Annotated in this window: 18 protein-coding genes; 14 read left to right on the top strand and 4 right to left on the bottom strand. The window is 66.9% G+C overall.

Translation table 11 applies throughout. The features are described 5' to 3' along the window. The first annotated feature begins 258 nt into the window (after window positions 1-258). The 5 genes from ACZYZ3_RS00995 (at window position 259) to ACZYZ3_RS00975 (ending at window position 5,777) form a co-directional block, all read left to right on the top strand. A complete protein-coding gene (locus ACZYZ3_RS00995) occupies window positions 259-1,347 on the top strand; it encodes a PhoH family protein (RefSeq protein ID WP_463962001.1) in 1,089 nt (362 codons plus the stop codon). Next, window positions 1,344-1,817 (top strand): rRNA maturation RNase YbeY, encoded by a 474-nt coding sequence (ybeY, locus tag ACZYZ3_RS00990; protein WP_463962000.1) that lies wholly within the window; start codon window positions 1,344-1,346, stop codon window positions 1,815-1,817. The genes ACZYZ3_RS00995 and ybeY overlap by 4 nt, the downstream gene beginning before the upstream one ends. Next, complete coding sequence (locus ACZYZ3_RS00985; RefSeq protein WP_463961999.1) at window positions 1,814-3,145, top strand: hemolysin family protein; 1,332 nt, start codon at window positions 1,814-1,816, stop codon at window positions 3,143-3,145. Before ybeY ends, ACZYZ3_RS00985 begins: the two co-directional genes overlap by 4 nt. Then, the gene (gene era / locus ACZYZ3_RS00980) at window positions 3,129-4,088 is read left to right on the top strand and encodes a GTPase Era (protein WP_463961998.1); all 960 of its coding nucleotides are present in this window, start codon (window positions 3,129-3,131) and stop codon (window positions 4,086-4,088) included. The genes ACZYZ3_RS00985 and era overlap by 17 nt, the downstream gene beginning before the upstream one ends. A 114-nt stretch (window positions 4,089-4,202) precedes the next feature. Further along, window positions 4,203-5,777, top strand: a complete 1,575-nt coding sequence (locus ACZYZ3_RS00975; protein ID WP_463961997.1) for an LCP family protein — start codon at window positions 4,203-4,205, stop codon at window positions 5,775-5,777. Between the two features lie 93 nt (window positions 5,778-5,870). Here ACZYZ3_RS00975 and ACZYZ3_RS00970 read toward each other — a convergent pair whose 3' ends face one another. Next, on the bottom strand, window positions 5,871-7,823 hold the full coding sequence (locus ACZYZ3_RS00970) for a M13 family metallopeptidase (protein ID WP_463961996.1): 1,953 nt from the start codon (window positions 7,821-7,823) through the stop codon (window positions 5,871-5,873). A gap of 252 nt (window positions 7,824-8,075) precedes the next feature. Between ACZYZ3_RS00970 and leuA the strand changes: the two genes are divergently transcribed. The 3 genes from leuA (at window position 8,076) to ACZYZ3_RS00955 (ending at window position 11,506) form a co-directional block, all read left to right on the top strand. Next, complete coding sequence (leuA, locus tag ACZYZ3_RS00965) at window positions 8,076-9,815, top strand: 2-isopropylmalate synthase (protein ID WP_463961995.1); 1,740 nt, start codon at window positions 8,076-8,078, stop codon at window positions 9,813-9,815. Window positions 9,816-9,920: 105 nt separating this feature from the next. Next, entirely contained in the window at window positions 9,921-10,676 is a 756-nt protein-coding gene (gene recO, locus ACZYZ3_RS00960) for a DNA repair protein RecO (RefSeq protein WP_463961994.1), read from the top strand. A gap of 2 nt (window positions 10,677-10,678) precedes the next feature. Beyond that, the gene (locus ACZYZ3_RS00955; protein WP_463961993.1) at window positions 10,679-11,506 is read left to right on the top strand and encodes an isoprenyl transferase; all 828 of its coding nucleotides are present in this window, start codon (window positions 10,679-10,681) and stop codon (window positions 11,504-11,506) included. Between the two features lie 29 nt (window positions 11,507-11,535). On the opposite strand, the gene ACZYZ3_RS00950 is transcribed toward ACZYZ3_RS00955, so the two are convergent. Next, window positions 11,536-12,585 (bottom strand): alpha/beta hydrolase, encoded by a 1,050-nt coding sequence (locus tag ACZYZ3_RS00950; RefSeq protein ID WP_463961992.1) that lies wholly within the window; start codon window positions 12,583-12,585, stop codon window positions 11,536-11,538. Continuing rightward, window positions 12,582-13,604, bottom strand: coding sequence for an alpha/beta fold hydrolase (locus ACZYZ3_RS00945; RefSeq protein WP_463961991.1), 1,023 nt, complete (start codon window positions 13,602-13,604; stop codon window positions 12,582-12,584). Before ACZYZ3_RS00945 ends, ACZYZ3_RS00950 begins: the two co-directional genes overlap by 4 nt. 67 nt (window positions 13,605-13,671) lie before the next feature. On the opposite strand from ACZYZ3_RS00945, the gene ACZYZ3_RS00940 reads away from it, so the two are divergent. Beyond that, window positions 13,672-14,745, top strand: a complete 1,074-nt coding sequence (locus ACZYZ3_RS00940) for a quinone-dependent dihydroorotate dehydrogenase (RefSeq protein ID WP_463961990.1) — start codon at window positions 13,672-13,674, stop codon at window positions 14,743-14,745. A 96-nt stretch (window positions 14,746-14,841) separates the two neighbouring features. Here ACZYZ3_RS00940 and ACZYZ3_RS00935 read toward each other — a convergent pair whose 3' ends face one another. Then, the gene (locus ACZYZ3_RS00935) at window positions 14,842-15,441 is read right to left on the bottom strand and encodes a DUF3043 domain-containing protein (protein WP_463961989.1); all 600 of its coding nucleotides are present in this window, start codon (window positions 15,439-15,441) and stop codon (window positions 14,842-14,844) included. Between the two features lie 113 nt (window positions 15,442-15,554). On the opposite strand from ACZYZ3_RS00935, the gene ACZYZ3_RS00930 reads away from it, so the two are divergent. The 5 genes from ACZYZ3_RS00930 (at window position 15,555) to ACZYZ3_RS00910 (ending at window position 20,752) form a co-directional block, all read left to right on the top strand. After that, window positions 15,555-16,985: a dipeptidase gene (locus ACZYZ3_RS00930; protein ID WP_463961988.1), complete on the top strand. Its 1,431-nt coding sequence runs from the start codon at window positions 15,555-15,557 to the stop codon at window positions 16,983-16,985. A 172-nt stretch (window positions 16,986-17,157) separates the two neighbouring features. Next, window positions 17,158-17,547: a HesB/IscA family protein gene (locus ACZYZ3_RS00925; protein WP_463961987.1), complete on the top strand. Its 390-nt coding sequence runs from the start codon at window positions 17,158-17,160 to the stop codon at window positions 17,545-17,547. 199 nt (window positions 17,548-17,746) lie between these two features. Next, complete coding sequence (gene ctaC, locus ACZYZ3_RS00920; protein WP_307464788.1) at window positions 17,747-18,619, top strand: aa3-type cytochrome oxidase subunit II; 873 nt, start codon at window positions 17,747-17,749, stop codon at window positions 18,617-18,619. Between the two features lie 10 nt (window positions 18,620-18,629). Beyond that, complete coding sequence (gene ctaD / locus ACZYZ3_RS00915; RefSeq protein ID WP_463961986.1) at window positions 18,630-20,354, top strand: aa3-type cytochrome oxidase subunit I; 1,725 nt, start codon at window positions 18,630-18,632, stop codon at window positions 20,352-20,354. Continuing rightward, on the top strand, window positions 20,351-20,752 hold the full coding sequence (locus ACZYZ3_RS00910; RefSeq protein ID WP_463961985.1) for a cytochrome c oxidase subunit 4: 402 nt from the start codon (window positions 20,351-20,353) through the stop codon (window positions 20,750-20,752). The genes ctaD and ACZYZ3_RS00910 overlap by 4 nt, the downstream gene beginning before the upstream one ends. Window positions 20,753-21,300 lie beyond the last annotated feature (548 nt).

Raw genomic sequence — 21,300 nt, 5'->3', positions numbered from 1 at the left:
GGCCGGCCGGCGGGAACTGCAACGGGAACGATATGAGGCCGATACGAAGTTGATACCTAAAACCGGGAACGGCGGCGGATGACGCCGGGCGGCGGACCGACAGGCCGTCGCGCCCAGCGCGGTGCGACGCGCCGCGCTGGCGTAAGATAGAAGGACCCGCTGACCCCGGAACCAGAAGGCGAGCACCGTCGTGGGGCCGGATCAGTGGACAGACTATTTCCTTTACTGGAGGGGACCAGAGGCCCGCGGGCCAACACCATGACTGAAGCAGCGAACGGCAAGGCCCGGATCAGCGCCGGAGAGCGCGCCGCAGGTGAATTTCCCCACTCCCTACCAGGGTTGCGGACGGAGGTGGTCCTGTTCGACGACTCCGATCAGATGGTCCAGTCCCTTGGCAGTCATGACGAGGCCCTGCGCTTCATTGAGGCCCAGTTCCCGGCCGTCGACTTCCATGTTCGCGGCAACGAACTCGCCATCAGCGGGCCGGCCGCCGACGTGCCGCGGATCATGCGCCTGCTCAACGAGGTCCGGGGACTCGTCGCCCGGGGCACGGTCGTCACCCCCTCGGTACTGCAGCAGCTCGTGTCGATGCTCCGGAGCCAGTCACTGCAGAACCCGGTCGAGGTGCTCACCCACAACATCCTCTCGAGCCGCGGCAAGACGATCCGGCCGAAAACGCTGAACCAGAAGAACTACGTGGACGCGATTGACGACAACACGGTGATCTTCGGAATCGGCCCGGCCGGTACCGGCAAGACGTACCTGGCGATGGCCAAGGCCGTGCAGGCACTGCAGCAAAAGGAAGTCACCCGGATCATCCTGACCCGTCCCGCCGTCGAGGCAGGGGAGCGGCTGGGATTCCTTCCCGGCACGCTCAGCGACAAGATCGACCCCTACCTGCGCCCGCTGTACGACGCCCTGCACGAAATGATGGACCCCGAATCCATCCCGCGGCTGATCGCAGCCGGGACCATCGAGGTCGCTCCGCTGGCCTACATGCGCGGGCGCACGCTCAACGACGCCTTCATCATCCTGGACGAGGCACAGAACACCACCCCGGAGCAGATGAAGATGTTCCTCACCCGGCTGGGCTTCGGCTCAAAAATGGTCATCACCGGCGACGTCACGCAGGTTGACCTTCCCTTCGGGACCCGCTCCGGGCTCCGCATCGTGGAGGACATCCTGCAGGGCATCGACGACGTCAATTTCACCGTTCTCGACGCCTCCGACGTCGTCCGGCACCGCCTGGTGGGCGACATCGTCAACGCCTACAGCGTCTGGGACGAGATCCAGCGGAACCGGGTCAAGCACTCCGTGGCCCGCGACAAGCGGGGGGAACACGCGTGAGCATCGAGATCAACAACGAATCCGGTGTCACCGTCGATGAGGCCGAACTGGTCCAGCTGTCCCGGTTTATTTTCGAACGACTCTTCATCCACCCGCAGGCCGAATTGTCGATCCTCCTCGTGGATGAGCCGGCTATGGAGAAGCTCCATATCGAGCTGATGGACGAGCCGGGCTCCACCGATGTGCTCTCGGTGCCCATGGACGAGCTGACGCCCGGCACCCCGGACAAGCCCACGCCCCAGGGCATGCTCGGCGACATCGCCATCTGCCCGCAGGTCGCGGAGGTCCAGGCGACGAACGCCGGCCACTCCACCCAGGACGAGATGCTGCTCCTCACCACCCACGGCATCCTGCACCTGCTCGGCTTCGACCACGCGGAGCCCGAGGAGAAGGAGGAGATGTTCGGCCTCCAGCGCGAACTGCTCGCTGCCTTCACAGGTAAAGACGCCCCCTCCGAGACGATTCAGTGACGCCACTGATCGTTGCCGGCATGGCGCTGGTGTTCCTCAGTTTTGCCGCGTTCCTGACCGCGGCCGAATCTGCCTTCAATTACCTTTCCCGGCACGACGCCGAGGCCGCGATCCTGCACAGCCGCGGTACCGCCCTCAAACGCATCATGGCGCAGCCCGTGGCGCACATGCGGGCCCTGCGGTTCTGGCGCATCTGGTTCGATATGGCCTCCGCCGTCGCCGTGACGGTGCTGCTGAACAGCCTGCTCGGCAACGTCTGGCTCTCCGGGCTGATCGCCACCGGCGTGATGGCCCTGCTGGGCTTCGTGATCGTCGGGGTGTCCCCGCGGCAGCTCGGCCGGGTGCATTCGGCCGGCCTGGTCCGCTTCAGCGCCCCGCTGATCCGCTGGCTCTGCTGGGTCCTGGGCCCGATTCCGGGCTGGCTCGTCACCCTGGGCAGCGCGGTGGCCCCCGGGGCGCCCGCGGACAACGAGGCGTTCTTCAGCGAAGAGGAATTCCGCGAGCTTGTGGACCGGGCCACGGAGTCCGACGTGATCGAGGACAACGAGGCGGAGATGATCCAGTCGGTGTTCGATTTCGGGGACACTCTGGTCCGCTCCGTCATGGTGCCCCGCACCGACATCCTCTGCATCGACTCCGGGTCCAGCCTGCACCGGGCCATGTCGCTGTTCCTGCGCTCGGGCTATTCCCGGATCCCCGTCATCGGCGAGAACACCGACCATGTCCTGGGCATCGTGTACCTCAAGGATGTGGCCGCCGTCATCCATAACCTCGGCCCCGGTGAGGAGCCGCCGGTTGTTGATGAGCTCGCCCGCGAGGTGCGCTACGTGCCGGACTCCAAGCCGGTGAGTGAGCTGCTGCGCGAACTGCAGAAGGAATCGACCCACGTCGCGATCGTGATCGACGAGTACGGCGGCACGGCCGGGCTGGTCACCCTCGAGGACCTCATCGAGGAAATTGTCGGCGAGATTGTCGACGAATACGACACCGAGAGCGCGGAGGCGGTGGAACTCGGCGACGGAAGCTACCGGGTCAGCGCCCGGATGAGCATCGAAGACCTGGGTGAGCTTTTCGACCTCGAGCTCGACGACGACGAAGTGGACACCGTGGGCGGCCTGCTCGCCAAGGCCCTCGGCCGGGTGCCGATTGTCGGCAGCACCGTCGAGGTCCACGGCCTGTCCCTCCGAGCCGATCGGCTCGAGGGCAGGCGGAACCGCGTCAGCCACATCATTGCGGCGGCCGTACCAACAGTAGAAACTGACCTTGAAGACCTTCTCGACGAGGCCGCACCAATCCAACAGGGAGTCTCACGTGAGCAAGCAGAATAAGTCCGACGGCGAGGCTGCCCACGGCGGCTACCGCGCCGGTTTCGCGGTGCTGGTCGGGCGGCCCAACGCGGGCAAGTCGACCCTCACCAATGCCTTGGTCGGCCAGAAGGTCGCGATCACGTCGGCCAAGCCGCAGACCACGCGCCACACCATCCGGGGCATCGTGCACCGGGACGACGCGCAGCTGATCCTGGTCGACACCCCGGGCCTGCACCGCCCGCGCACGCTGCTGGGAAAGCGGCTCAACCAACTCGTCGCCGACACCCTCGCCGAGGTTGACGCCATTGGGTTCTGTCTTCCGGCCAACGAGAAGATCGGCCCGGGCGACAAGTTCATCGCCGCCCAGCTCGCCGCCATCGGCAACAAACCGGTCATCGCCATCGTGACGAAGGCCGATACGGTGGACCGCCAGGCCCTCACCGAGCAACTGCTCGCCGTGGCAGCCCTGGGCCGCGACGTCATCGGCGAGGGCGGCTGGAAGGACATCGTCCCGGTCTCCGCCACCGACGGCTTCCAGGTCGAAACCCTCGCCGATGTGCTGATCACCCACATGCCGCCGTCGCCGCCGCTCTACCCGGACGGCCACCTGACGGACGAGCCGGAAGCGGTGATGATCGCCGAACTCATCCGGGAAGCCGCCCTCGAGGGCGTCCGCGACGAACTGCCGCACTCCCTTGCCGTCGTCGTCGACGAGATCGTACCGCGGGAGGGCAGGCCCGAAGATAAGCCCTTCCTCGACGTTCGGGTCAACCTCTACGTGGAACGACCCTCGCAGAAGGCCATCATCATCGGCAAGGGCGGCGCCCGGCTCCGTGAGGTCGGCACCAACGCCCGCAAGGCGATCGAGGCGCTGCTCGGCGCGCGCATCTACCTGGACCTGCACGTGAAGGTCGCCAAGGACTGGCAGCGGGATCCGAAGCAGCTCGTCAAGCTCGGCTTCTAGGCGCCACCCCGGCGCCGGCGAGGCCTGCGCCGCTCCCATGGAGCCCGGCATCGGGGAATTCCCAGATTCGGACTCTAAAATGGGCTGACTCCTTTCGTGAAAGAAGGCTCAACTGTGTCTCGACCCCGTGAAGACCGCGCAGACGGAACCGGATCCCCGGTTCGGTCAGTGTCTGCTGCCCGGCACACGGATGACCCCGCCGTCGGCCCGGCACGGCACCTGGGACGCATCCACCGCACGCCCGGCTGGCTGAAGCTCGGCAGCGCCGTTGTCTCCATCCTGCTGGTTGGTCTCCTCGTGTTCGGCGCCTACTGGGTCCTCCGGCTGCAGGGCAACATCAGCAAGGCATCACTCGGGGCCGGCAGCGACAAGACCGAGGGCGCCCTGGACAACTCGCGGGACCGGATGCAGATCCTCATTCTGGGCTCGGACACCCGTGACGGGAAGAACTCGAGCTACGGCACGTCCGACGACGCCACCGGATTCGGGCACTCCGACGTCATGATGCTGATGGACATCTCGGCGGACAACAAGCGTGTCAGCGTGGTCAGTTTCCCCCGCGACCTGCTGGTGGACACGCCCAAATGCACCGACCAGGAATCCAAGCAGGAATTTCCGGCGCGGGCGAACGTGATGATCAACCAGGCCATGTCGGAGGCCGGCATCGGCTGCGCCGTGGACACGGTCAACAAACTGACCGGCCTGGAGATCGACCACTTTATGATGGCGGACTTCAACGCCGTCAAGGAGCTCTCGAACACGGTGGGCGGTGTGGAGGTCTGCATCAGCGACGCCGTGTACGACCCGGATTCGAAGCTGCGGCTCCCCAAGGGAACCTCCACGGTCCAGGGCGAACAGGCGCTGGCGTTCCTGCGCACCCGGCACGCCTTCGCCGACGGCGGCGACCTCGGCAGGATCAGGGCGCAGCAGGGCTTCCTGTCCTCCCTGACGCGGAAGATGAAGGATGACGGCACGTTGTCCAACCCCGCCAAGATGCTGGAGATCGCCGACGTCGTCACCAGGAACCTGACCATCGACGAGGGGCTCGCCTCCATCCCGACGCTGCTGACGGTCGGGAACCGGCTGAAGAACATCGACGTCGGAAAGGTTGCCTTCGTGGCCGTCCCGACGGTCCCCGCGGTGAGCGACCCGAACCGCCTGCAGGTCGCGGAGCCCGCTGCTTCCCAGCTCTTCGCGGCGATGCGCAAGGACATCGACCTCACGGACCCGACGGCGCCGCCGAGCCCGTCCGCGTCCCCGGATCCCAATGCCAGCGCCGAGCCGACACCCAGCGGGACGGCCACCGCCTACGACAAGGCGGCGCAGCCCGTCACGGTCGCGAACGGGTCCGGCGTTCCGGCGCGGACCCAGGAAATCATCCAGGCCCTCACCGCCGGCGGCTTCACCCAGCTCGGCGAGCTGGCCGCCCGGCCGGTCGCTGCGACCGCCGTCTACTACGGTGCCGGCTCCGAGGTTGTGGCCGCCGATGTTGCCACCCTGCTGGGCATTCCGGTGACGCAGGTGCTTCCGGCCGCCGGTGTCGCCGGCGTCCAGGTCTACCTGGGCAGCGATCTGGTGGGCGGCACCCCCGGGGCGGACGCCGCGGTGCAGCTGCCCTCGGACATCGTCAACCAGACCGCCGGTGATGTCGTCTGCCAGCAGGCCAACCCGGCGCTGATCACCCGGTAGCGGCGCCAATAAGCCAGCGAGGGCCGGCCGCGGGAACTGAACTGTTCCCGCTGCCGGCCCTCAGTGCGTGCCCGGCCAGCCCGCGCCGGCGGCCTACCAGATGCTGACGCGCTCGTCCGAAGGCATCCACATGCCGTCCTGCTCCGCCGTGCCGAAGGCCTCGTGGAAGGCGTTGAGGTTCCTGGCGATCTGGTTGGTGCGGAACTCGTTGGGGGAGTGCGGGTCCGTAGCGATCCTGCGGATCGCTTCCTCGGTCCGGATGACCTGCCGCCAGCTGGCAGCCCAGGACGCAAAGAAGCGCTGCACTCCGGTCAGCCCGTCCAGCACCGGCGGCTCCTGGCCACCGAGGCTGATCAGGTAGGCCTTGTACGCAATCGTCAGGCCGCCGAGGTCGCCGATGTTCTCGCCCAGGGTCAGTTTGCCGTTGACGGTGTGCCCGGGTGCTGCGGCGGGGGAGAGGGCATCGAACTGGGCCACCAGCCTGGCGGCCAGCGATTCGAAGGCGGTGCGGTCGTCCTCCGTCCACCAGTTGCGGAGCAGCCCGCTGCCATCGTACTGGGAGCCCTGGTCGTCAAAACCGTGGCCGATTTCGTGGCCGATGACGGCGCCGATGCCACCGTAGTTGACGGCATCGTCGGCGTCGGCGGTGAAGAAGGGCGGCTGCAGGATCGCCGCGGGGAAAACGATCTCGTTGAGCAGCGGGTGGTAGTAGGCATTCACCGTCTGCGGCGTCATCAGCCACTTCTCCCGGTCCACGGGCTTGCCCACCTCATCAAGGTGCCGGTCGACGTCGGCGTTATGCGCGCGTTCGACGTTGCCGAGCAGATCGGACGCGTCGATCTCCACCGCGGAGTAGTCGATCCACTTGTCCGGGTAGCCGATCTTGGCCCGGAAGGAATCGAGCTTCTTCAGCGCCTCATGTTTCGTGTCCTCGCCCATCCACGCCAGGCCGGTGATGGATGCGCGGTACGCCTCGATCAGATTCGAGACCAGCGACTCCATCCGGGCCTTGTGCGTCTCCGGGAAGTGCCGGGCCACGTAGATCTGGCCCACGGCCTCGCCAAGGGCAGCCTCGACGACGGCGACCCCGCGCTTCCACCGGTCCTTGTTCCGCGGTGTCCCGCTGAGCGTGGTGCCGTAAAAAGCGAAGTTAGCGTCCACCAACGCGGCCGAGAGGTATGGTGCGGCCGCGCTGACAACGCGCAGGGCAAGCCATTCCTGCCAGACGGACAGGGGCTCGGAGTCCAGCAGGGCGGCCGCTCCGGCGAAGAAGTCCGGAGTGCTGACGACCAGTTCGGCGCGCTTCTCGGGTGTGATGGCGGCGGCGTCGAACCAGGTCGTAAGGAGCGGAAAGAGTTCCGTGGCCTCATCGGCGGATTTCAGGTTGTACGTCTTCTGCGGATCCCGCAGGGTGACCTTGTCCCAGTGGTGCGCGGACAGCGCCGTCTCCAGCGCCACGACCCGGCCGGCCGCTGCCTCCGCGTCGGAGATGCCGGCCAGGATAAAAACGGTAGCCACATGGTCCTGGTAGGCCTGGACCACCGCGGCGAACTTCGCGTCCCGGTAATAGGATTCATCCGGCAGGCCCAGTCCGCCCTGGCCGGTGTACAGCAGGATCCGGTCCGGGTTGCCGGCGTCTGGGGCGGGATAGATGTAGAAGAGCCCGCCCACGTCCGCGCGGAACAGGCGCCCGGAGAGCGCCACGAGGTCGGCGACCGTCTGCGTGGCGAACACCTCGGCGAGCCGCTCCCGGATCGGGTCCAGTGCCTTGGACTCCACCGCGGCCTCGTCCATGAAGCTGTTGTAGAGGTCCCCGATCTTCTGCTCGATCCCGGTGGACTCCGCGCCGCGGGCGGCCGCGTCTTCGATGATTTCCCTCACCGCAAGTTCCGAGCCGTCCCGCAGCGCCGTGAACGTCCCCTCCAGGGCCCGGTCGTCCGGGATCCCGGTGCTCTTGAGCCAGGTGCCGTTGACATGCTGATACAGATCATCCTGCGGCCGGACACTGGCGTCGATGTTGGACAGGGCAATCCCCGAAAGTGGCACGGATGCTCCTTTGAGAGGCAGCCCGGGACCGCCTTGATTCGGGTCGCCGGTCTGCATGGTGGACGTTACGGAGGTGTGGCTCCTTCATCTTACGCACCCGTGTTACTGTGAAAAGGTGCGCGCAGAACTGCTTCTTCTTAGCTGCCGCGGCGAGGCCTCAGACGCGATCTAGCGCAAGGCCCACCCTCGCTGCGGAGTTTGTGTTGCCCGGCCACCCTTTCATCAGGAATTACAGAAAAGGCCCCGATTGTAATGCGAAACGCACAGATGCCCTCAGGAATGCCCGTCCACCGCTACGTCCCCTTCCAGGACCTGATCACGGTTGAACTGCCGGACCGCACCTGGCCGGACAAGGTCATCACCCAGGCCCCGCGCTGGTGCGCCGTGGACCTGCGCGACGGCAACCAGGCCCTGATCGACCCGATGAGCCCCGCCCGCAAACTGAAGATGTTCCAGCTGCTGGTCCGGATGGGCTACAAGGAAATCGAAGTCGGGTTCCCCTCCGCCTCGCAGACGGACTTCGACTTCGTCCGCCAGCTGATCGAGGGCAACCACATCCCGGACGACGTCACCATCCAGGTCCTGACCCAGGCCCGCGAGCACCTGATCGAGCGGACCTACGAGTCCCTGGTCGGCGCCCGGCAGGCCATCGTGCACCTGTACAACTCGACATCGGTCCTGCAGCGCCGGGTCGTCTTCAACCAGGACGAGGACGGCATCCTGGACATCGCCCTGCAGGGCGCACGGCTGTGCAAGAAGTACGAAGAGACCCTGCAGGACACCCACATCACCTACGAGTACTCGCCCGAATCCTTCACCGGGACCGAGCTGGAGTACGCCGTGCGGGTCTGCAACGCCATCGCCGACGTCTTCGAGGCCTCTGCCGACAGCCAGGTCATCATCAACCTGCCGGCCACGGTGGAAATGGCCACCCCCAACGTCTACGCCGACTCCATTGAGTGGATGAGCCGGAACCTGCACCCGCGGGAGGGCATCATCCTGTCCCTGCACCCGCACAATGACCGCGGCACCGGCGTCGCGGCCGCCGAGCTGGGCTACCTGGCCGGCGCGGACCGGATCGAAGGCTGCCTGTTCGGCAACGGCGAGCGGACCGGCAACGTGGACCTGGTGACGCTGGGCCTGAACATGTTCGTCCAGGGCATTGATCCGATGATCGACTTCTCCGACATCGACGAAGTCCGCCGCACCGTGGAGTACTGCAACCAGCTGCCCGTGGCCGAGCGCAGTCCGTATGGCGGGGACCTCGTCTTCACCGCGTTCTCCGGTTCGCACCAGGACGCCATCAAGAAGGGCCTGGAAGCCCTGGAGAAGGACGCCGCCGCCGCCGGCAAGGACGTGGCGGACTACCCCTGGCAGGTCCCGTACCTGCCGGTCGACCCGAAGGACCTCGGCCGCAGCTACGAGGCCGTCATCCGCGTCAACTCCCAGTCGGGCAAGGGCGGCGTCGCCTACCTGCTGAAGAACGAGCACAACCTGGACCTGCCGCGGCGCGCCCAGATCGAATTCTCCGGTGTCATCCAGAAGCAGACCGACACCGTGGGCGGCGAAGTCAGCGGCGCCCAGCTCTGGCAGGTGTTCCAGGATGAATACCTGCCCGCCGGCTCGGCCGACGCGCAGTGGGGCCGTTACGCCCTCGGCTCGTTCAGCACCGAGACGGACGAGGACGGTTTCATGACGCTGCACGCCGCGCTCAAGGTCGACGGCACCCCGGTCCACCGCACCGGGACCGGCAACGGACCGATCGCCGCGCTGCTGAGCATCCTTCGCGAAGACGGTGTCGACGTCCGGGTGCTCGACTACAGCGAACATGCCCTGTCCGAAGGTGGCAGTGCCCTCGCCGCGGCCTATGTCGAATGCGCCGTGGGGGAGCGTGTGCTGTGGGGCGTCGGGATCGACGCCAATACGTCCACGTCCTCGCTCAAGGCCGTCATCTCGGCCGTGAACCGCGCCATCCGGGACGCCCGCGCCTGAGCCGGCCGTCACTGCGCCGCCGGGTCCTCCGGCGGCGCAGTCTGCCTGAACTGCGGCGTTTCCCGATAGGCAGCGTTTCCTTCAAAGACAGTGCGAAGATTAACCGTGGCCCATACCTCCTCCTTTGCCTCCCGCGCCTACCGTGATGACGGGGTCATCCTGCGCACCCACAAGCTGGGTGAAGCGGACCGCATCATCACCATCCTCACCAAGCACCACGGCCAGGTCCGCGCGGTGGCCAAGGGCGTCCGGCGCACCAGCAGCCGCTTCGGCGCCCGGCTGGAACCCTTTATGGTCGCGGACCTGCAACTGATCTCCGGCCGCACCCTGGACATTGTCACGCAGGCCGTCGCCAAAGGGGCCTACGGCAGCAACATCGCCGCGGACTACGGCCGCTACACCGTCGCTGCGGCCATGACGGAGACGGCCGAGAAGCTTACCGACGTCGACGGTGAAGCGGGCACGGCCCAGTACAACCTCCTCGTCGGGGCCCTGGCATCGCTGAGCCGCGGGGACCACAGCCCGGAACTCATCCTCGATTCGTACCTGCTGCGCGCCCTCGCCACCGGCGGCTGGGCACCGAGCTTCACCAACTGTGCACGCTGCGGGGCCCGCGGGCCGCACACTGCGTTCTCGGCTCCGCTCGGCGGCATGGTGTGCGCCGACTGCCGGCCGCCGGGATCGCCCGCGCCGGCCAAGGAAACCGTCGTGCTGCTCGGCGCGCTGCTCACTGGTGACTGGACGACGGCGGACGCGTCCGTCCGCATGCACCGCCGGGAGGCCGCAGGCCTCGTGGCCAGCTACCTGCAGTGGCATCTGGAACGTGTCCTCAAATCCCTCAAACATGTGGAGCGAACGTAACTGTGGCGTTGGGTAAAAAGAAGAATCCGGTCCGGCAGCGGAGCACCCCCGTGGTGCGCCCGTACCCGCATCCCTCCGGAGCCGTGCCCCCGGCGATCCCGGCGGAGTTCATTCCCCGCCACGTCGCGATCGTGATGGACGGCAACGGACGCTGGGCCAACCAGCGCGGCCTGCCCCGGATCGAAGGCCACAAGGCGGGGGAGCCGGCCCTGCTGGACGTGGTGGCCGGGGCGATTGAGCTCGGCATCGAGTACGTGAGCGTCTACGCCTTCTCCACCGAAAACTGGCGCCGCTCGCCCGAGGAAGTGCGCTTCCTGATGGGATTTAACAAGGATGTGCTACGTCGCCAGCGCAACCAGCTTGATGAGTGGGGCGTCCGGATCCGCTGGTCCGGCCGGCGCCCCCGGCTCTGGGGCTCGGTGATCCGGGAACTGGAGGAGGCCGAGGATTTCACCCGCGGCAACAGCACGTGCACGTTGAACATGTGTGTTAACTACGGGGGGCGCGCCGAAATCGCGGACGCGGTGTCCGCGATTGCGGAGGAAGTCGCCGCCGGCCGGCTCAAGCCGGGTGCCATCACCGAAAAGACGATCCAGAAATACCTGGATGAGCCGGACCTGCCGGACGTCGACCTGTTCCTGCGCAGCTCCGGGGAGCAGCGGCTCTCGAACTTCATGCTGTGGCAGTCGGCGTATGCGGAGTTCGTCTTTATGGACACGCTCTGGCCCGACGTGGACCGCCGCACGCTGTGGGACGCCGTCGAGGTCTACGCCCAGCGGGACCGCCGCTACGGCGGTGCGGTGGACGCGGCCCCCGCCGGCCCGGCCTGACGCCAAGGGCGCCCGGTCAGTCAGCACAGTCAGCCCGGGTACAGGCTGAGCCAGAGGACGAGGTCGTCGTAGGCTTCCTGCCGCACTGCGCGGCGGGACAGGAAGATGTCGTGGATCGCCCCCGGGTACCGGAAGACGGCCGTCCGGCGGCCCAGCCTGAGCGCACTGCGTGCCGTTTCCTCGACATCGATCACGGCGTCGAGTCCCATGAGTTCCTCGGACCATTCGGCCTGGATCCGGGTGCGTCCGGACAGCATCACCAGCACCGGAGAGCTGATGTCGAGCCGCTGCGCCACGGCCGCGTGGCCGGCCAGGACGGCCTTCATCCAGCCGGGCCGGACGGGGAACGATTCCCGCGGACGCCACGCGGGATCCAGGGCCCATTCGCCGTGGGCTGTGTCGCCCACGCTGTCCCAGTAGCCGGGCATGCTGGGCAGCAGGAGGGCCCGGCGCGGGTCGGCGCGCGCCAGTGGTTCCACCAGATGCACCGCGATGTTCCGGATCAGGCTGCTGCCCTGGAGTTCCAGCCAGGGGGCATTGAGGACCAGGGTGCCGACCTTCCTCGGATTCCGGTCTGCCCACAGCGCTGCCACGAGGCCGCCGAGGGAATGCGCGAGCACGTGCACCGTCGGCGCCGCGGAGCTGCCGGTGCGGCCGGCGATGTCGGAGCCGATCGCTGCCAGCGCTGCAGCGATGTCCTCGTCATAAACGGCCAGGTCCGTGGTGTAGCCGGGGGTCTGCCAGTCCCGGAGGCTGCGCCCGAACTTCCGCAGGTCCAGGGCATAGAAGTGGAAGCCGCTGGCGACGAGGTGGTCGGCGAGTTCGGCCTGCAGGAAATAGTCCGCCCAGCCGTGCAGGTAGAGGACCACCTTCGCCGGTGCCCGCGGGTCCGGAGCTGCCGGGTCCGGAGCGGCCCGGCCCGGGGCCCGGACCGCCGCAACTCCGTCCGGGCCTGCGTGCCGCACCAGGGTCGCGACAACGGGCCCCTCGTCGTCCGGCGCCAGGGGCAGTTCCAGGCGCGCGAAGCGGCTGCCGAGCACGTCTTGACGCCACAGCGGCCGCACCCCGGCGAGCGTCACGCCGCACCGCCGTCGTCGAGCACGTACGCACGGAGCCAGCGGGCCAGCCGGGCGTAGGCGTCGGCGCGGACGCGCGGGGCGGACAGGAACACATCATGCAGTGCACCGTCGATCCGTTCGAGCGTAACGGTCCGTCCCAGGCTGAGGGCCCGCAGGGCAATGGTGTTGACGTCCAGGACCGCGTCGGTGCGCCGCATGGACTCCTTCCAGAACATCCCGGTGGCGCTGGCTCCGGAGATCAGCACCAAAATCGGCACGTCGATGTTCAGCCCGCGCGCCACCCTCGACTGCCCGCTGAGGACCGCGCTTAGCCACCCGGCCCGGACGGGGAACGCCCGGGGCGGGCGGTAGTTGTCATCCAGGGTCCATTCGCCCTCTGCGGCGCTGCTGATGCTGCGCCAGTAAAAGCCGCGTTCGGGGAGCCGAATGACGGCTTCGGGCCGGAACCGCGCGAGCGGTTCCACCATGGTCCGGGCCGCGCGGCGGACGGCCGGGCTGCCGTGCATTTCCAGCCACGGGCTGTCGAGGATCAACTGCGAGACCATCCCCGGATGCCGGCTGGCCCACAGCGCGGCGATCAGCCCGCCGGTGGAATGCCCCATCAGTGCCACCGTCGGCCGCGCTTCAGCGTCGGGGTGCAGGGAGGCGATGATGCCGACCGCCGCGGTGATCTCGGCGTCGTAGTCGTCCAGGTCGGCCACATAGCCGCCGTGCGCGCCGGCGTGGAGGCTCCTGCCGTGGTTGTGCATGTCAAGGGCGAAGAACGCGAAGCCCTGGCCGGTCCAGAATTCGGCGAGTTCCTCGTTGAAGAAGTAGTCACTCCAGCCGTGCAGGAACAGCACCGCGCGGGCCCGGCCCCCGGCGGCTGCAGCGATCCCGGGGGCAGCTCCGCCGGAGGCACTTCCTGCGCCGGGGACGTGCCGCACCAGCGTGGCGGTCCGCTCGACGCCATCTGGTCCGGCCGCCGCGACGGTGCAGGCTTCGAAGTCGTCGCCGAGGATGTCGGGTACCCAGTTCATTGCTTCATGCTAGCGCCCGGTGGCCTGCGGGTTTGGTCTGGGCCGCCGGAACCGCAAAACTAGAGCCATGCGCGTATATCCGACTTTCTTCCGGCTGGCCTTCTCATGGATGGACGCCGAACGCGCCCACAAGATCGGCTTCAAGGCCATCCGGCTCGTCCACTCCTGCGGCGCCGGCCGGGTGCTGCAGAAGTTCACCGCACCGGCAGTTTCACTCCAGACCCAGGCGTTCGGCCTGACGTTCCCCTCCCCGTTTGGTCTGGCGGCCGGATTCGACAAGGAGGGCCACGGCATTGAGGCCCTCACCGAGCTGGGTTTCGGCCATGTCGAGGTCGGCACCATCACCGGGCAGGCCCAGCCGGGGAACCCCGCGCCGCGGCTCTTCCGCCTCGTTGAGGACCGGGCCGTGATCAACCGAATGGGTTTCAACAATGACGGGGCCGCCGCCGTGGCCCCCCGCCTGAAGTCCGCCCGCGCCGCCCTGCAGCGACGCCGCCCCGGTGTCCGCCCGGTGATCGGCGTCAACATCGGCAAGAGCAAGGTCGTGGAACTTGAGGACGCGGTGGCGGACTACCTGGTCAGCGCCCGCAGCCTGGCGCCCGCCGCCGACTACCTCGTGGTCAACGTCAGCTCCCCGAACACACCGGGACTGCGGCTGCTGCAGGATGTCGAAACTCTGCGCCCGCTGCTGACGGCCGTGGGGGAGGCAGCGGACCAGGCGTCCGGACGCCACGTTCCGCTGCTGGTCAAGATCGCCCCGGACCTCAGCGATGAAGACATCGACGACGTCGCGCGGCTGGCACTGGACCTGAATCTGGACGGAATCATCGCCACCAACACCACCATCGCCCGCACCGGGCTCTCCTCCAGCGTCGAAAAGGTGGCGGCGTGCGGCGCCGGAGGACTGTCCGGCGCACCGCTGAAGCAGCGGTCGCTGGAGGTGCTCGCACGGCTGAAGGCGGCCACCGGCGGCAGGCTGACCCTGGTCTCCGTGGGCGGCGTCGAAACCGTGCAGGACGTCCAGCAACGGCTCGACGCCGGCGCCACCCTCGTGCAGGGATACACGGCATTCCTCTATGAAGGACCGTTCTGGGCCGCCCGCATCAACCGGCTGCTCGCGAAGCACCCGTCCCGGCGCTGAGCCACCCGGCACCGGACGGACCGTCGCCCGAATGCCTGGGGACGACAGAGCCCCCGGCAGTCAGACTGCCGGGGGCTCGGGGTTGATGGCATGGAATCAGGCGGGGTATTCGCCGCGCTTGACGAGGGGCTTGGGAAGGCGCAGGCGGCGGAACTGCAGCGAACGCATGGAGCCGTACCAGACGGTGCCGCGCTCCACGTCCCCGAACTTCGCCTCCAGACGCTTCTTGAGCTTTCGGGACAGGATAAAGACGTCAACGAAGACCGCGAGGAACATCACCCAGAACCCGCCCAGGACGTAGATCATCTGTTCGCTGGAGGACGGGACGAGGAGTGAGACAATCACGAAGATGAGCGCGCCGAACATCAAATATTCGCCGAGGCTGAAGCGGGCATCCACATAGTCCCGGGCGAAGCGCTTCTGCGGGCCCTTGTCGCGCAGCGGCAGGAACCTCTCGTCGCCGGTGTCCATGGCCTTCCGCATCTTGATCCGCTGCTCCTGGACCGCTGCACGCTCGGCGGCTTTGGAGGCCTTGCGGTCCTCGGGCACGAGCGGCCGCTTGCGGGCCGCCACCTGCGCGCTGCGCTTGGGCGTGGGCGCGCCCTTGCCGAGGGCGATGTCCCGGGCTGCTGCCCCGGCCGCCTGCTGGTCAACTATGTCCTGCGCCGATGGCGCTTCTTTTTTACGTCCAAACACCCCTACAGAATACCCCGGTGCGGCACGCACGAGACCCGGCCCACACGGCCAAGGACGCGCTGCGTCCATATTGAAGGTTTGGAGTGATCCATCGCACCGGTAGTGTTCTGGCCATGACTTCATCACCCGCGGGGAACCCGCAAACCGTCACCGCCCGGGCCGGAAACGTTGACACCGAGGCCCTCCGCCAGGCCGTTACCGAATCGTTCGACACCACGATCGCCCAGCTGGCCGAGCTCGTCGCCATCCCGGGCATCGCGTGGCCCAGCTTCGACCCCGCCCCGCTGAACGCCAGTGCCGACGCCGTCGCCGAACTGGTCCGGGCCAGCGGCTTCGACGAGGTGCTGATCCTGCGCTGCGACAAGGAAGACGGGGCGCCCGGCGGCCCCGCCGTCGTCGCCCGCCGTCCGGCCGCCCCGGGCAAACCGACGATCCTGCTGTACGCGCACCACGATGTGCAGCCCACCGGTGACCTGGCGCTGTGGGAGACGGAGCCGTTCACCGCCGTCGAGCGCGACGGGCGGCTGTACGGGCGCGGCGCGGCCGATGACAAAGCCGGGATCCTCGCGCACATCGCGGCCTACTCGGCGGTGACCCGCGTGCTGGGCGACGACCTGGGCCTCGGCGTGACCTTCTTCTTCGAGGGGGAGGAGGAAGCCGGCTCGCCGACCTTCCGGACCTTCCTCGAAACCCACCGGGAACTGCTGCGCGCCGATGTGATCGTCGTGGCGGACTCCAGCAACTGGAAAGTCGGCATCCCCGCGCTGACCACGAGCCTCCGCGGCCTGGTCGACGGCACCATCGAGGTCAAGGTCCTGGATCACGCCGTCCACTCCGGCATGTTTGGCGGTCCCGTGCTGGACGCCCTGACCCTGCTCTCCCGTCTGATCGCCACCCTGCACGACGATGCGGGCAACGTGGCGATCGCCGGCCTGGCCAGCCGGGACGACGCCACCGTTGACCTCTCCGAAGAGCAATACCGCGCCGATGCCTCGGTGCTCGACGGCGTCCGGCTCGCCGGCACCGGGACGATCGCCTCGCGGCTGTGGACCAAACCGGCACTGTCGATCATCGGCTTCGACGCCCCCGCCGTGGACGTCGCCTCCAACACCCTCCTGCCCCGGGCGCGCGCGAAGTTCAGCCTGCGGCTCGCGCCCGGACAGGATCCGGCCGAGGCAATGGACGCCGTCCGCCGGCATGTGGAAGCCAACGCGCCCTTCGGCGCCCACGTCGTCTTCACGCCGGGGGAGAGCGGCAACGCCTTCCTCACGGACACCTCCTCCCAGGCTGCCAGCATCGCGATGTGGGCGCTCGGGGAGGCGTGGGGCGTCCCGGCCGTGGAGACCGGCATCGGCGGCTCGATTCCGTTCATCGCCGACCTCACCGAGCTGTACCCTGATGTGCAAATCCTGGTCACCGGCGTCGAGGATCCCGATTCCCGGGCGCACAGCGCGAACGAATCCCTCCACCTCGCGGACTTCCGGAACGCCATCGTGGCCGAAGCCCTGATGCTGGCCCGACTGAATGAGGAAGGACTGGCCTGAGCGGACCCGCCGGCAGTGGTTCCCACGGAACATCCGGCCGGCTGGGACGGTTACGTCAGGAGTTAGAGCTACAGGGCTGATCGACGTAGCATGTAGCTATAGCCCGTACCGTTGAAGTAGGGGCGGGTGCCGCGGGAGCGGCGCCGCCACCACCGTCGTTAGAAGGTAGGCCATGAGCACTACAACGAATGAAAACAGCGCCGACACCACCGCCACGGCGGACGGGGAACTGGCAACGCACGAGGTCAAACTGACCGACGTCGCGGCCGGCAAGGTCCGCAGCCTGCTTGAACAGGAAGGCCGCACCGATCTGCGCCTCCGCGTGGCCGTGCAGCCCGGCGGCTGCTCTGGCCTCATTTACCAGCTCTACTTCGACGAACGGCTCCTCGACGGCGACGCCGTCCGCGACTATGACGGCGTCGAAGTTGTTGTCGACAAGATGAGCGTCCCGTACCTCAGCGGTGCCAGCATCGATTTCGAGGACACCATCTCCAAGCAGGGCTTCACCATCGACAATCCCAATGCCGGCGGCTCCTGCGCCTGCGGTGATTCCTTCCACTAAGGCCGGGCAATCTGCCCGGCCTTAGTGCCGCAGGATTCACAACGAGCGGACCCGGCATAAAGGTCCCGACGCACGGCGCGGACATGTGGGCGAAAACTCGCGGGGAGCGGTAAGCTCTACACCGAGTAGTAAAACTTTTCGTGTGCCCTGACCGCCATTTTGCGGCCCGGGCGACAGCAACAAGTAGGAAGGGCCGTCTGTGAGTTCGCAGAACCGAACCGGCAGCCGACGCAAACAGATCACTACGATCACTGGCTTGGCACTCGCCGGCGCGTTGGCTTTGACTGGATGTTCACCAGAGGTACAGAAAGGGTGGCTGCCCACTGAGCGTGGCACCACCAACCACACTGACCGCATCATGGACCTCTGGGTCAACTCATGGATTGCCGCCCTGATCGTGGGCGTCATTACCTGGGGCCTGATGATCTGGTGCATCGTCGCCTACCGGCGCCGCAAGGGCACCGTCGGGTTCCCGCGGCAGAACAGCTTTAACCTGCCCCTGGAGGTCTTCTACCTCACGATCCCGCTGTTCATGGTGCTGGTGTTCTTCTACTTCACCGACCGCGACCAGCAGGCGATCGACAACCGCGCCGAGCCGGCCGACGTCGTCGTAGACGTCCGCGGCAAGCAGTGGGCGTGGGACTTCAACTACAAAAAGGGCGACGTCATCCGCGAGGATGTCCACGAAGCCGGCGTCCAGGCGCACCTCACCGGCGAGGAAGTGGACAAGGAAAAGCTGCCCACCCTGTACCTCCCGGTCGACAAGTCGGTTGACCTCGAGCTGAACGCCCGCGACGTCATCCACTCCTTCTGGGTCCCCGCCTTCCTGCAGAAGCGCGACATGATCCCCGGAAAGACGAACTACATCAGGTTCACCCCCACCAAGGAGGGAACCTACGACGGCAAGTGCGCCGAACTCTGTGGCGAATACCACTCCGAAATGCTGTTCCGCGTAAAGGTCGTTTCCGACGCCGAGTTCCAGGCACACCTGGAGAAGCTGCGCCAGGACGGCAACACGGGCCTCCTCGGCGAAGAGTACGACCGCAACCCGGCCCCGACCGAAACCAAGTAAGGGGAGCGACGTGGCAACTACCTATTCACAGCCCACCGGGATCCTTGAGGCTCCCGTAGTACCGAAGTCCAAGGGACGCATCGTCGTCAACTGGGTCACCACGACCGACCACAAGACCATCGGGTACATGTACCTGATCGCGTCCTTCATTTTCTTCTGCTTCGGCGGAGTCATGGCGCTGCTGATCCGCGCTGAACTGTTCGAGCCCGGCATGCAGATCCTGCAGACCAAAGAGCAGTACAACCAGCTGTTCACCATGCACGGCACCGTGATGCTGCTGATGTTCGCGACGCCGCTGTTCGCCGGCTTCGCCAACGTCATGATGCCGCTGCAGATCGGTGCCCCCGACGTCGCCTTCCCGCGGCTGAACGCACTGGCCTTCTGGTTCTTCCTCTTCGGTTCCACCATTGCCGTGTCCGGCTTCATCACCCCGCAGGGTGCGGCATCGTTTGGCTGGTTCGCGTACGCGCCGCTGTCCAACACGACGTTCAGCCCGGGCGTGGGCGGTGACCTCTGGGTCTTCGGCCTGGCGCTGACCGGCTTCGGTACCATCCTCGGCGCGGTCAACTTCATCACCACGATCATCTGCATGCGCGCCCCGGGCATGACGATGTGGCGGATGCCGATCTTCACCTGGAACATCCTCGTCACGTCGATCCTGGTCCTGATGGCCTTCCCGCCGCTGGCCGCAGCCCTCTTCGCCCTCGGCGCGGACCGCCGCTTTGGAGCCCATATCTTCGACCCGGAGAACGGCGGCGCCGTCCTCTGGCAGCACCTGTTCTGGTTCTTCGGACACCCGGAGGTCTACATCATCGCCCTGCCGTTCTTCGGCATCGTCTCGGAGATCTTCCCGGTCTTCAGCCGCAAGCCGATCTTCGGCTACAAGGGCCTGGTCTACGCGACCATCTCCATCGCCGCGCTGTCCGTGACCGTGTGGGCGCACCACATGTACGTCACCGGCTCGGTCCTGCTGCCGTTCTTCTCCTTCATGACGATGCTGATCGCGGTGCCAACCGGTGTGAAGTTCTTCAACTGGATCGGCACCATGTGGCGGGGATCGATCACCTTCGAAACCCCCATGCTGTGGAGCATCGGCTTCCTGGCGACGTTCCTCTTCGGCGGATTGACCGGTATCATCCTGGCCTCCCCGCCGCTGGACTTCCACGTCTCCGACTCCTACTTCGTGGTGGCCCACTTCCACTACGTCGTCTTCGGAACCGTTGTCTTCGCAATGTTCGCAGGCTTCTACTTCTGGTGGCCGAAATGGACCGGCAAGATGCTCAACGAGCGCCTTGGCAAGATCCACTTCTGGATGCTGTTCCTCGGTTTCCACGGCACCTTCCTCATCCAGCACTGGCTGGGCGTCGAGGGCATGCCCCGCCGCTACGCGGACTACATGCCGCAGGACAACTTCACCTGGATGAACCAGTTCTCCACCTACGCATCCTTCCTGCTGGGCGCCTCGCTGATCCCGTTCTTCTGGAACGTCTACATCACCTGGCGCAGCAACGAACGGGTCGAAGTGGATGACCCGTGGGGCTTCGGCGCCTCGCTCGAGTGGGCGACATCGTGCCCGCCGCCGCGACACAACTTCACCTCGCTGCCGCGGATCCGTTCGGAGCGTCCCGCCCTGGACCTGCACCACCCCGAACTCTCCCAGTCATACACCGTCGAATCTCCTGCCCCGGCAGCGGCAGCGCTCGGTAACGCCGACCAGAAGGATCAAGCCCAGTGAAAATCGAATCAAGGCTTTTTGGATTCGGAGTCTTCTTCTTCGTCCCGGTCTCGATCGTCTACGGATTCCTGACCGAGTGGACAGAATGGGTCGGCATCCTCGGTGTCCTCCTGCTCGGCGGACTCTCGCTCATGGTCGGCGCCTACCTCGCCTTCACCGCAAAGCGGGTCGGGATGCGTCCCGAGGACCGCAGCGATGCGGAGATCCACGAGGGCGCCGGTGAACAGGGTCACTTCAGCCCCTGGAGCTGGTGGCCGCTGGTGCTCGGCCTGGCCTCGGCCGGAGGGTTCCTTGGCCTGGCCGTTGGATTCTGGATCGTCTACATCGCGGCCGGTCTGGCTCTGGTCGGTCTGGTCGGCTGGGTCTACGAATACAGCCGCGGAGACCACGCGCACTAACGTCCGCGAGGACAGATAACTGATCAACTACGACGGCGGGCCCCATCAATTGGTGGGGCCCGCCGTCGTTGTCGTCCGGCGCGGTGCCGCCACCCCCCCGGTTGCTGCGGTGTCGGTCGTCGCGCCGAAGGCCTATGACGCGCACAGGGCACGCCAGAAGTACCGAGCAAGCAGCCATTGGCGCGACTGCTAATAGTGTCGCTGAAGTGGCACGGATGTGAATCCGCAGCGCATGGGCCGCTACTGCCTGGCTCCACGGAGGACTCTGGTCTTGGCGCCGAGGAGGACTCTGCCCTGGCGCCGCGCAGGACTCTGCCCTGGCTCCGAAGAGGACCCTTCGCGAGCAGAAACCGACGCCATAGCTGGTGCCGGCGTTGCTTCCCTGCCAGTTGCACGCGGTCCTGACCGGTTCGGCCCCAACAACAGGCCGTCCGGCTTGAGGCGCGGAAGCCATTTTGAGCGCCACTGGCCCCGCGGAATCCCCCATAACTTAACCCGGTGCGACCATCGACGGTGGAAACGGACTCCTCTGCACAAGAGGCCCAAAC

Source organism: Pseudarthrobacter linnaei, assembly GCF_055412825.1.
The sequence above is the reverse complement of the archived record's forward strand: the minus strand, read 5'-3'. Positions and strand labels throughout refer to the sequence as shown.